Origin of the sequence: Advenella sp. (assembly GCF_052108595.1) — a bacterium.
Lineage (GTDB): Bacteria > Pseudomonadota > Gammaproteobacteria > Burkholderiales > Burkholderiaceae_B > Advenella.
Genome location: NZ_JBQEAU010000044.1, coordinates 1 through 11,824, shown reverse-complemented (window position 1 = coordinate 11,824; position 11,824 = coordinate 1). Strand labels below are relative to the sequence as shown.

Annotated in this window: 9 protein-coding genes; 6 read left to right on the top strand and 3 right to left on the bottom strand. The window is 56.2% G+C overall.

The genetic code is table 11. The features are described 5' to 3' along the window. The first annotated feature begins 470 nt into the window (after positions 1-470). The 3 genes from ACTIKR_RS09790 (at position 471) to ACTIKR_RS09780 (ending at position 3,390) form a co-directional block, all read left to right on the top strand. On the top strand, positions 471-1,310 hold the full coding sequence (locus ACTIKR_RS09790; RefSeq protein WP_442327745.1) for an FAS1-like dehydratase domain-containing protein: 840 nt from the start codon (positions 471-473) through the stop codon (positions 1,308-1,310). After that, on the top strand, positions 1,307-2,509 hold the full coding sequence (locus ACTIKR_RS09785) for a CaiB/BaiF CoA transferase family protein (protein WP_442327744.1): 1,203 nt from the start codon (positions 1,307-1,309) through the stop codon (positions 2,507-2,509). The genes ACTIKR_RS09790 and ACTIKR_RS09785 overlap by 4 nt, the downstream gene beginning before the upstream one ends. Positions 2,510-2,580: 71 nt before the next feature. Beyond that, entirely contained in the window at positions 2,581-3,390 is an 810-nt protein-coding gene (locus ACTIKR_RS09780) for an HpcH/HpaI aldolase/citrate lyase family protein (RefSeq protein WP_193087861.1), read from the top strand. Here ACTIKR_RS09780 and ACTIKR_RS09775 read toward each other — a convergent pair. From ACTIKR_RS09775 to ACTIKR_RS09765, 3 genes are read right to left on the bottom strand one after another with little or no spacing between them, the layout of a single operon-like run. Beyond that, positions 3,350-5,716, bottom strand: coding sequence for a CHASE2 domain-containing protein (locus tag ACTIKR_RS09775; RefSeq protein ID WP_442327743.1), 2,367 nt, complete (start codon positions 5,714-5,716; stop codon positions 3,350-3,352). The two genes, ACTIKR_RS09780 and ACTIKR_RS09775, sit on opposite strands and share 41 nt — an antisense overlap. 15 nt (positions 5,717-5,731) lie before the next feature. After that, on the bottom strand, positions 5,732-6,844 hold the full coding sequence (locus ACTIKR_RS09770; protein WP_442327742.1) for a FecR domain-containing protein: 1,113 nt from the start codon (positions 6,842-6,844) through the stop codon (positions 5,732-5,734). Continuing rightward, positions 6,841-7,590 (bottom strand): response regulator transcription factor, encoded by a 750-nt coding sequence (locus ACTIKR_RS09765; RefSeq protein WP_193087858.1) that lies wholly within the window; start codon positions 7,588-7,590, stop codon positions 6,841-6,843. The genes ACTIKR_RS09770 and ACTIKR_RS09765 overlap by 4 nt, the downstream gene beginning before the upstream one ends. Positions 7,591-8,522: 932 nt before the next feature. Between ACTIKR_RS09765 and rpsL the strand changes: the two genes are divergently transcribed. The 3 genes from rpsL (at position 8,523) to fusA (ending at position 11,680) form a co-directional block, all read left to right on the top strand. Continuing rightward, entirely contained in the window at positions 8,523-8,900 is a 378-nt protein-coding gene (gene rpsL / locus ACTIKR_RS09760) for a 30S ribosomal protein S12 (protein WP_014752599.1), read from the top strand. Between the two features lie 188 nt (positions 8,901-9,088). After that, the gene (gene rpsG / locus ACTIKR_RS09755) at positions 9,089-9,559 is read left to right on the top strand and encodes a 30S ribosomal protein S7 (RefSeq protein WP_193087857.1); all 471 of its coding nucleotides are present in this window, start codon (positions 9,089-9,091) and stop codon (positions 9,557-9,559) included. 15 nt (positions 9,560-9,574) lie between these two features. Then, positions 9,575-11,680, top strand: a complete 2,106-nt coding sequence (fusA, locus tag ACTIKR_RS09750; RefSeq protein ID WP_193087856.1) for an elongation factor G — start codon at positions 9,575-9,577, stop codon at positions 11,678-11,680. Positions 11,681-11,824: the final 144 nt, after the last annotated feature.

The following is an 11,824-nucleotide window of genomic DNA, read 5'->3' as shown; positions in this document are numbered from 1 at the left end:
GTCCGACCTGCCCGGGCACATCCCGTCAAACGCCCGGGGAATGCCCAAGCACTGCCGGATATCGGCCGCCATAGGATCAGGTAAAGTCCCCCTTTCAGGATTAATAATTCCCTGCTGTGGTCCTAGGGGTTATGCTCATGGCTGTCAGGTTTTGGCAGGCAGCGCGTTTCAGCGCCGACAGGCACGCCGGTTTTTCATGAACGACCAGCTCAGGTGCAGGTCAGACTCCGCAGCCAGTTCATTGGCGGGGCGCACAGGTGATATTGCAATTGTGCTATTGCAATTATGTTTGCATGAGGGGTGTTTGCGCGAGCGTGTTTGCATGAAGGGTACAGCAGGCTCACCCGATCCGCGGCAACCGCCGCGTTACCAGGGTGCTGGCCAAGCTGCGCCGCTTTCAGGTGCGCCCACGACACGCCCGGCCCGTTGCCGAAGCGTTTATTATTTTATTATTGTCAGGAAACAGTGGAATGACTCAGGATGCTCAGCAGTCCAACCTCTCCGACTGGATTGGTCGCCAGGAAGTGGCGCAGGATTTTATCAATCCTTCTCAGGTAAGAAAAATAGCGGCCTCGCTGGAGACGAGCGCACCGGCTGCCGGGCAAGCGCTGCCACCCTTGTGGCAATGGGCGCTGTTCATTGAGCCGGCGCCGCAGGACCAGCTTGGCCAGGATGGTCACCCCAGGCGCGGGGGCTTTCTGCCGCCTGCCGATGATCGCAACCGCATGTGGGCCGGCGGTCGCCTGCAGTTTCACCAGCCTTTGCTGGTCGGGCGCGACGGCGAACGCATCTCGACCATCTCTGCCATCCGCGAAAAGCAGGGCAGTACCGGCAAACTGCTTTTTGTGACCGTGACGCATGAATATAAACAGGATGGGCAACTGTGCATCCACGAGGAACAGGACATCGTTTATCGCGAACCTGCTGCGCCCAAACTGGGTGGCACCGAAGCGGCCCAGGCCGGCGCGTGGTCCGAGCCCATCACGCCGACCAGCACGCTGCTGTTTCGTTATTCTGCGGTGACCTTCAATGGCCATCGCATTCATTATGATCATCCCTATGTAACGCAGACCGAAGGCTATCCTGGCCTGGTGGTGCATGGCCCGATGATTGCAACCCGTCTGTTGCAGGCGTTTTGTCAGGCCAATCCCGATAAAACCGTGACCGGCTTTTCCTTTCGTGGTCATCGTCCACTGATCGCCCCGGCTGAATTTCGTGCACAGGGTGTGATCACCGAAGCAGGCCGCGCACGCGTATGGGCCGAGCAGGAGGGCACCGTGGCCCAGACAGCAGAGGTAACTTTCAAATGAAAACAGAACAATCAACCGGCATTCGCCCGCTTGACGGCATCACTGTCCTGAGCCTGGAACATGCCATTGCCGCGCCCTTTTGCACCCGGCAACTGGCCGATCTGGGGGCCCGCGTCATCAAGGTGGAGCGACCCGGCGTGGGCGATTTTGCCCGCAATTATGATGAACGCGTCAACGGCATGGCATCTCATTTCGTATGGACCAATCGCTCCAAGCAAAGCCTTACCCTGGATCTGAAAAGCCCGCAGGCCAAAGAAGTGCTGGCCCGCCTGCTGCCCCAGGTGGATGTGCTGGTGCAGAATCTGGCACCCGGCGCGGCGGCGCGTCTTGGGCTCTCGTTCGATGCCCTGCACGAACAGTATCCGGGCCTGGTGGTGTGTGACATTTCGGGCTATGGCGCCGGCGGCCCTTATGAGCATAAAAAAGCCTATGACTTGTTGATCCAGAGCGAGAGTGGCTTTGTGTCCGTAACCGGCAGCGCCAATGAACCGGCCAAGGCCGGCTGCTCGATTGCCGATATTGCAGCCGGCATGTATGCGTATACCCATATTCTGTCGGCGCTGCTGCAGCGCGGCAAGACCGGCAAAGGCAGCCATATTGACCTGACCATGCTCGAAAGTATGGTCGAGTGGATGGGTTTTCCGCTGTATTACACCTATGACGGCGCCCCGCCACCGGTCCGGGCAGGCGCTGCCCACGCCGCCATTTATCCCTACGGGCCGTTTCTGGCCGGCAACGGCAAAACCATCATGCTGGGATTGCAGAATGAGCGCGAATGGAAAATGTTCTGTGAACAGGTGCTGGAAAAACCCGAGCTGGCCACAGACTCTCGTTTCGCATCCAACACGATGCGCACGACCAATCGCGATGCCTTGCGTGATCTGATTATCCAGTCCTTTGCTGCCTATGACGACGAGCAAATTATCGAGCGTCTGGAAAAAGCAGGCATCGCCAACGCCCGTGTCAACGACATGAAGGCGGTATGGGAGCATCCGCAACTGAAGGCGCGCAATCGCTGGACGCAAATGGACAGCCCGGTGGGAACACTGCCTACCTTTTTGCCGCCGGGCGTGAACAACAGCTATGACTTTCGCATTGATGCGGTCCCCGCGCTTGGCGAGCATTCGGCCGCGATCCTGGATGAACTGGGCTATGATGAGGACACGGTCGGTCAGTGGCAATCTGCCGGTATTATCTGACGGCCAGTAAATATACACAGGCGGGGCCAGACGAGCGCTGCCACCCGTAATAAACAAGGAGTTTGCCAGTCATGAAAATGCGATCCGCGCTGTTTGTCCCTGCCACCCGGGTTGACAGAATTCCCAAGGCGCTGGCCAGCGGCGCCGATATTGTCATCGTCGATCTGGAAGATGCGGTGGAACAGGATGCCAAGCAAAGCGCACGCGATGCGCTGCGCGAATTTGCCACCGCCAATCCCGAACAGCAGTTTCTGTTACGTGTCAATGATGCGCGCAGCCGCTGGTTCAACGATGATATTGCCCTTTGCGCGAAGCTGGCGAACATCACAGGCGTGATGCTGCCGAAGGCTGAAAGCGAGTCACAGATCAAGGCCGCAGGGATGGCCAAAAAGCCGGTCTACCCGATCATTGAAAGCGCTATGGGCATCATGCGGATGCCCGAACTGTGCCAGGCGCCGGGTGTGGCGCGACTGTCTTTTGGCGCACTGGATCTGGCGCTGGACCTGAACATGGATCGCGACTCGCAAGGGGCGCAGCAACTGCTGGCGGCGGTGCGTCCACAACTGGTGATCCAAAGCCGGGCAGCGGGCATTGATGCGCCACTGGATGGCGTTTTTCCGGATATTTCAGATACCGACGGGCTCAGGCAATCGGTTGCGCTGGCCAAAGGCATGGGGTTTGCGGGGGCGCTCTGCATTCATCCTGCCCAGTTGGCGGTGATCCATGACGTCTTTGAACCCACGGCGCAGGAAAAGGACTGGGCCCAGCGCGTGCTGGATGAGCATCAGCAAAGCGGGCGGGCTGCCTTTAAGCTGGATGGCCAGATGGTGGATATGCCGGTTATAGAGAAGGCCCGGCGGATTCTTCAACCTCATCTTTAGGCAGGCGGATAATAAAAGTAGACCCATGGCCTGGTGCCGACTGTACGCGAATATCCCCATGATGGCGCGTGACTACGGTTTTGACAAAAACCAGGCCAAGGCCCAGGCCCCCGGGGTCTTGTTCACGGGCCGCGCCTACACGGGTAAATAGCGTGAACAGGTGTTGCTGATCCTGCTCACTGATGCCGCAGCCCTCATCGCGGATGCTGACTTCCCAGAAGTCGCCTGCCGAGGTCAGGCTGCATGTGACCGTTGTGTTGTCCGCACTGTATTTGAAGGCGTTGTCCAGCAAATTGCCCAGGCAGCGCATCAGCAATGACTGGTCCCCCTTGATAAAGGCGCACAGCGGCGTGATGTTGCTCACAATGGGAATATTTCGGGTCCGGCTATCGACCCAGAGTTCATTGATTGCGTCCTGCAGCAGATCACTCAGATTAAGCGGTACAAATTCGATGTCGGCTTTTTCAGCCCGCGTAAATTGTACAAAGTCTTCCACCAGGCCGATGGTTCTTTCCGAAAGATGACTGACGCGTTGCAATAGCTCGTTGGTGGGCAGGGCGCGCTCCGCATCTGCCTGCAAGTCGATCAGTGCAAGAATGGAGTTCTGTGGCGCCCGCATATCATGGGAGATGAATCGCAAGGTGTCATCACGCTTGCGTTCGGCCTGACGCAGCGCACTGATATCAATCAGGTTCAGGATGTATCCCGAGCGGCGACGGCCGGCGGTATAGGTGGGCATGGATTTGAGCAGCAGGTCATTGCCGGCGCGATCACGCACTTCGAATCCTTCCTCGGCATGGATCCATGCTGCAGCACTATTGCCTGTTTCCGGTGTCTGTCCCGACAGGGTGCGCTCAGGGTGCTCGATCGCTGCCGCCAGTTCACGGCATGTCGGTGCATCGGGAATAATGGCATTGAGCAAAGTCTGCACCGGCAGCCCTTCGGTCAGCGCCAGATCGCCCAGGCTGGCCATGTACCGTTTGGCGCTGCTGGTCCACAGGGTAAGCTGATGGTTGGCGTCAAAGACAAGGGCCGGGTCCGGAATGGCATTGAAGCTGTCACTGATGAACTGGCGTAGCGAACGCACCCGGTTCAGCGCAAAGCGCAACTCCATGATCCGTTCATTTAACGACAAGTGAAATTTCTGAGGCGTATCGGCCAGTGCCATCTCTGCCCGCAGCAAGGGGTACTCGCGATTGAGTTCGCTCATTTCCCAACTCATCTGGTTCAGGGCCATTTCCTGCGTGCGCCAGCTCCATACGGGGTAGGTCAGCGCAATCCCGCTCATGGCCGCGACAGGCGTAATCCAGTAGTTGCCCAGCGCCAGCATCAGCAGGGAACCGGCCAGCACCAGCAACAGCGCCACCAGCGTGGCAAGCAGGACACGACGCGGCGACAGTTGCCTGATCGCAATCAGCAGCAATAGCACCGGCACCAGGGAAATCAGGGTGTGCGCCATTTTCCCGGGCTCGGTAATCCAGTTACCTTCACGCGTCGATTGCAACACGTTGGCCAGGATCTCGACCCCCGACATATTGTCTATGGCACCTGTGGAGTCCGGCGTCGGAAAACGGTCGCCCATCCCCGTTCCCCATGCGCCGATCAAAACATATTTGTTGTCGAAATAGCTGGCCGGAATTCGACCAAACAGCACGTCGCTGTACGACATCATGGGGAAGGTGAGCGGCGCGCCTACATAGGGGATCAGATAGGGTTGCTCCTTGCTGCGCGCGGTGAGCGAGGCGGAGGTTGCTGTATCGCCCCCAACGGCCAGCATCGATAGGGCAAAGTGCTGTTGCGTGCTGTCCTGGGGCGCGGTCAGACGGATACGGCGCACCATGCCATCGGAATCAGGCACAATATTGATAAAGCCCAGCGCGCGGGCTGCCTGAGCAAGTTTGGCAATGGGGTTGACCGGCAACTGCTGTCCGGGACCGGTCAGAAAATTGGCCAGCACCACCTTGCCGTTGCGTTCGATGGCCTGCGCCAGCTTTTGATCGACCAGAGGGTCATGCGGATCGGCGTCGGTAAAAAGAATATCGAATCCGACGGCGCGCGCATTGCGCAGCGATGTCAGCAGGTTGGCGTGAACACTCCGCTCCCACGGCCAGAAACCGATTTGCGCCAGGCTCTTGTCGTCGATCACGACAATGGCAATATCCGGGTCCGGCTGCCGCTCTTGCGTGTAGCTGACGGCCACGTCGTACAGGGCAAAACTGAAACGCGACAGCATCGAAAACTGGCTGCATAGCGCGGTCACGGTCAGGATCAGCGCCGTAACCAGAATCCATTCACGATGAAAGCGTCGGCCAAGCGAACCCCGCATTGCGCCTGCTGCCGGTTAAAACGTGGAATGCAGCAGGTAGCTGCCGTTGCCGATGCCGACGGGCGATCCTTGTCCGTCATTGATCGTATTCATGGTTTGCTCGATTTGCAGTACTGCGTGGCCGCCGGCCAGCATCTGCTGGTCAATGGAGCGCACCAGCACGTAAACAGTACCGTTGCGTACCGCCGGCAGGGTGGCCGTGGTCCCGGTAATGCGCTGGCTCCAGAGCACGTCATAGCCCTCGCTGTCTTCGGCCAGGACGAGCTCATAGGCAACGGCGCCCGGAACCGGATCGAAACGAAGCTGACGGTTGTGTGATTGCGCGTCCATCGGATGCAACACCGGGGGCGCCAGCAATGCGTGCGTTCCCGACGGCTTTCCGGCACCATCCGTTACCGCGCCCTGGTTGCTGCCAAGCCTGGTGAGCGAGACCCCATCGGCCGGCGAGAAATCTGCCTGCCCCTTTATAATGGCGCTGTAGGCGCCCTGGTCCTGGCGGGTTCCTGCACGCAGGATGGTGCCGCGAACTCCGGTAACACTCACTGGGGTGCGGATTTCAAAGCGCCCCACGCCTTCGCCGCCGGGGTTGACATGACTCTGGACTTCCCCGCGGTCGATGGTGAAGATGGCGTCGATATACCCGGTGCCCGAAAAGCGCTGCAGCCGTTTGGCGGTGACTGTGCTGTTGACGGGAACCAGTACCTTGCTGTTATCCGGCAGGGTCAGGGTAACGTTGCTGTTAGGGCCCGTGGTAATGACCGCGCCCTCGCTGATCTGACCGCCGGTTTGCGCAATCGGCGAGCCGTTAAGAAACGCCTGTCCGCGCAAGTGCGAAATGGTCGCGCTGGCAGGGACTTCGTCAATCAGGGAAAATGGAATTTTCAGTTCGAAGCCGACAGGAATCTTGTATTGATCAGCTATGCCGTTGATTTCGCGGATGGCTTTCCAGTTTTCCCGATTCTGGGTAAAACGCTGCGACAGCGTCAGCAAAATATCGCCGGGAACAAACCGGTAGGTGAAAAAGTCGCCGCGCGCACCGGCCGCCTGACCGAAAGCGGCGCCGCTGACCAGCGACCCGCCAACAAGGAAGGCCAGCAGGTAGATCAGGATTGCTCTGGATACTCTCATGTCAGGTCGGAGATGCGGGTCTGTTTGGGCTGGGCCGGGGTGTCCGAGGCTGCGGGTTCAGTTACCGCTTCCAGGCGGTAGCCCAGTGCGTACGATGAGACGATGCGCAGGCCGTTCTCCGGGCGAATCTGCAGCTTTTGCCTGACGTTGGACAAATGGGTGTCCAGGGTGCGGGAGGTTGCCGGAATTTCGCGATTCCAGATGGATGCGCTGAGCGCATCACGGGAGAACAGCCGCCCCATATTGCGGAAAAACAGAACCGCCAGGTCAAATTCCTTGGGCGCCAGTGCAATTGCTTCGTTGTGCAGGCGCACCGAGCGCATTTGCGTGTCGATGTGGTAGGGGCCCACTTCGATCACCGTATTGTCGACATCGGCCGGATTGGCGCGCCGCAGCAGCGACAGTATGCGCACGCGCAAGGCCTGCGTTGTATAGGGTTTGGCGATGTAATCGTCGGCGCCGGCCTCGATGGCTTCGACCAGGTCTTCTTCACTGGTCCGGCTGGTCAGGAACAGCACCGGCAGGGAATAGCCGATGTTGCTGCGCACCCAGGCCAGCACATCCTTACCGGTAATTTCGGGCAATTCCCAATCGAGAATGAGCAGATTGAACATTTCGGGATCCCGCAGGGCAGACATGAGTTCCTTGCCTGAACTGTAATGCGTGCAGCCATACCCCATTTTTTCTACTGCCTGCACCATTTGCGCCGCCTGGGCGAGATCATCTTCTAGTATGGCAATCTTCATGTGATTTTTTTTCCTAGTATGGCGAGGCGCAGGATCGCTGACCCCCAGCACATGGCCCCGCACAGCGGGAATTTAGTGGGCAATTATAGCAAAACCGTTGTTTTTTATGGACTATTTCGCCAAAGAGCGTAAATGCCGAACCATTTTTCGACCTTTTGCCTATTGCTAGCTGCGCAATTCTCCTGGGTTGCAACGTACTGTTTTCTTGACGTTTTATGGGGATTGTGTTAATGTGACGGGCTACCTAGTGGTAATAGCGCTGGGTAATAGCAGTAAGACTTGTTGCTCTTTGGTTGTTTTAAGGTCTCTGTTATATGGTCGTTTCGCCGACAGGCGCTTTGTGAAAGGCGCCTTTTGACGCTTTCAGTTGCATGTCCGTCAGTTGCAATATTCGTGTGCACGCGGCTTGTGAACTTATAGCTTTGCAGGCGAAATGATGCTGGTTCCAAGTTGGTGTTGCAGCCTGGCGCAAACATGCGCTGAGCGCAAGGCGCATCAATCAGGAAGCGGAACATGTAACGTGACTGGCCCCGGTAGTTTGTGGCAAAGCAATATTCTATTGAACGTTTCACGCAAACTTCTCTGGAGCTTTCCCTTCACAATCGGGCGCGAAGACATCTTCGGGAGCACAATTTTAAGAGCAGTATCCTGGTTAGAATGTCGTGCCAAAGCAACATGCAGGCGGGCAACACAGCAACGTGCATAAAAGCAACAGTCGTGTTGGTCATCTGCAATGCACAAAGCCTGTACAGGTTTTTTCAGCAAGAGAGAAGCCTGGCCGAACAGTCCCGACACGCTCCGGTCATATGCCGGCGCTACCATCGCGACTTTGCTGTCCATTCTTTCCCGGGCGTACATTAACGTCAGTACGTAAAACAGACGCAAATATAAATCGGTACAGGTTTCCTGTACATGAAATAGGATAGAAGGTCATGCCAACCATTAGCCAGCTCGTGCGTAAACCGCGCGTAAGCAGCCATGAGAGCAGCAAAAGTCCTGCACTTGAAAACTGCCCTCAGCGTCGTGGCGTATGCACTCGCGTGTATACCACCACACCTAAAAAACCTAACTCTGCGATGCGTAAAGTTGCCAAAGTGCGCTTGACCAACGGTTTCGAAGTTATTTCGTATATCGGTGGTGAAGGTCACAACCTGCAGGAACACTCCGTGGTTCTTGTTCGTGGCGGTCGTGTAAAAGATCTCCCAGGTGTGCGCTATCACATCGTGCGCGGTTCACTTGACCTGCAAGGCGTCAAGGACCGTAAACAGTCGCGTTCCAAATACGGTGCGAAACGTCCGAAGAAAGCGTAATTCGCTTTTCAACGGTTTCACCCGGTTTGGTGCTCACGCACAAAAAATGCTTCCTTCCCACCGGTTGGTAAGCGTGCAGCCGCAGCTGCGAGAAAAAATATCTGCGGTACGTAAGGGGCTGACCTCTCATATAGGCAGCCACGGCCACGCAAGTGGTTCAACTGAAACAGACACTCTAAGGAAGTACAATGCCACGTCGTCGCGAAGTCCCAAAACGCGAGATCCTGCCTGATCCAAAATTCGGCAGTGTTGATCTTGCAAAATTCATGAACGTTGTCATGCTGGCAGGCAAAAAAGCCGTCGCAGAACGTATCATCTATGGCGCGCTTGATCATGTTCAGGCCAAAACAGGTAAAGAACCTATTGAAGTGTTCAACCTGGCAATCAACAACATCAAACCCATCGTCGAGGTTAAAAGCCGTCGCGTGGGTGGTGCCAACTATCAGGTTCCCGTCGAAGTCCGTCCCGTTCGTCGCCTCGCACTGGCAATGCGCTGGTTGCGTGAAGCCGCGAAAAAACGCGGTGAAAAATCAATGGACCTTCGTCTTGCCGGGGAGCTGATGGATGCGGCCGAAGGCCGCGGCTCTGCAATGAAAAAGCGTGAAGACACACACAAAATGGCAGAGGCCAACAAAGCCTTCTCCCATTTCCGCTGGTAATTTAAGGACACAACCATGGCCCGCAAAACCCCGCTCGAACGATACCGCAACATCGGTATTTCTGCCCACATTGACGCTGGTAAAACGACAACTACAGAGCGTATTCTGTTTTATACCGGTGTGAGCCATAAAATCGGTGAAGTGCACGATGGTGCAGCAACGATGGACTGGATGGAGCAGGAACAGGAACGCGGTATTACCATTACTTCAGCCGCGACCACCGCTTTCTGGCGGGGCATGGCGGGTAACTATCCGGAACACCGCATCAATATTATCGATACACCGGGACACGTTGACTTCACGATTGAAGTTGAACGTTCCATGCGTGTGCTCGATGGCGCCTGCATGGTCTACTGTGCAGTAGGCGGCGTTCAGCCCCAATCCGAAACAGTATGGCGTCAGGCCAACAAGTACAAAGTGCCGCGTCTGGCCTTCGTGAACAAAATGGACCGCACCGGTGCAAATTTCTTCAAGGTTTTTGACCAGTTGAAAACGCGCCTGCGCGCCCATCCTGTACCTATCGTCATTCCTATCGGTGCTGAAGACAGCTTCAAAGGCGTGGTCGATCTGATCAAGATGAAAGCCATCATCTGGGACGAGGCCAGCCAGGGTACCAAGTTTGAATACCTGGATATTCCTGCCGAACTGGTGGACTCTGCCAATGAATGGCGTGAAAAACTGGTTGAAACTGCTGCCGAAGCTTCCGAAGAACTCATGGAAAAATACCTTGAGAGCGGCGAGCTGAGCGAAGAGGAAATCACCCAGGCGATTCGTATCCGCACCATTGCATGTGAAATTCAACCCATGCTTTGCGGCACCGCGTTCAAAAACAAGGGCGTGCAGCGCATGCTGGATGCAGTGATCGACTTTCTGCCGTCACCGGCCGATATTCCTCCTGTTACCGGCGAAGACGATGAGGGTAACCCCATTAGCCGCAAGGCCGATGACAAGGAAAAATTCTCTGCGCTGGCATTCAAGCTGATGACCGATCCTTTCGTTGGTCAGCTGACTTTCGTGCGTGTTTATTCGGGCGTTCTGGCCTCTGGCGATACAGTCTACAACCCGATCAAGGGTAAAAAAGAGCGTATCGGCCGGATTCTGCAGATGCATGCAAACAACCGCGCAGAAATCAAGGAAGTGCTGGCAGGCGACATCGCCGCTGTGGTCGGCCTCAAAGACGTGACAACAGGTGAAACCCTGTGTGACGTGGATTCGCATATCATGCTCGAGCGCATGGTATTTCCTGAGCCGGTGATTTCACAGGCAGTCGAGCCAAAAACCAAGGCTGACCAGGAAAGAATGGGTATGGCCCTGTCTCGTCTGGCCGCAGAGGATCCGTCCTTCCGCGTGCGCAGTGACGAAGAATCAGGCCAGACCATCATTTCCGGTATGGGCGAGCTGCACCTGGAAATTTTGGTCGATCGCATGAAGCGCGAGTTCAACGTGGAAGCCAACGTGGGTAAACCACAAGTGGCCTACCGTGAAACCATCCGCAAGGTATGTGAAGAAGTTGAAGGCAAATTCGTTAAACAGTCCGGTGGTCGTGGTCAGTATGGTCACGTTGTACTGAAACTGGAACCGCTGCCTCCTGGTGGCGCCGGATACGAATTCGTCGACGCGATCAAGGGCGGTGTGGTTCCTCGTGAATACATTCCTGCTGTTGACAAAGGTATTCAGGAAACCCTGTCTGCCGGTGTCGTTGCCGGATATCCGGTTGTTGATGTCAAGGTAACCCTGTTCTTCGGTTCTTACCATGACGTTGACTCGAACGAAAACGCCTTCCGCATGGCCGCATCCATGGCCTTCAAGGAAGGGATGCGCAAGGCCCAGGCGATTCTGCTGGAGCCGATGATGGCTGTAGAAGTGGAAACACCTGAAGATTACGCCGGTACAGTGATGGGCGACCTGTCCTCACGCCGTGGTATGGTTCAGGGTATGGACGATATGGTTGGTGGCGGTAAAGTGATTAAAGCCGAAGTGCCACTGGCGGAAATGTTTGGTTATGCAACCAATCTGCGTTCTCTGACACAGGGTCGTGCAACGTACACGATGGAATTCAAGCAATACGCTGAAGCTCCGAAGAACGTTGCCGAAGAAGTCATCAGCGCCCGCAGCAAATAAACACAACAGGTGTTGCGCCTGCTCTCTCCCAAAATTCAGACAGGCGCAACGTTTTCATATTCAGATAGATTAAGTATTGGATAGATATTATGGCAAAAGGTAAGTTTGAACGTACCAAACCACACGTAAACGTAGGTACGATTG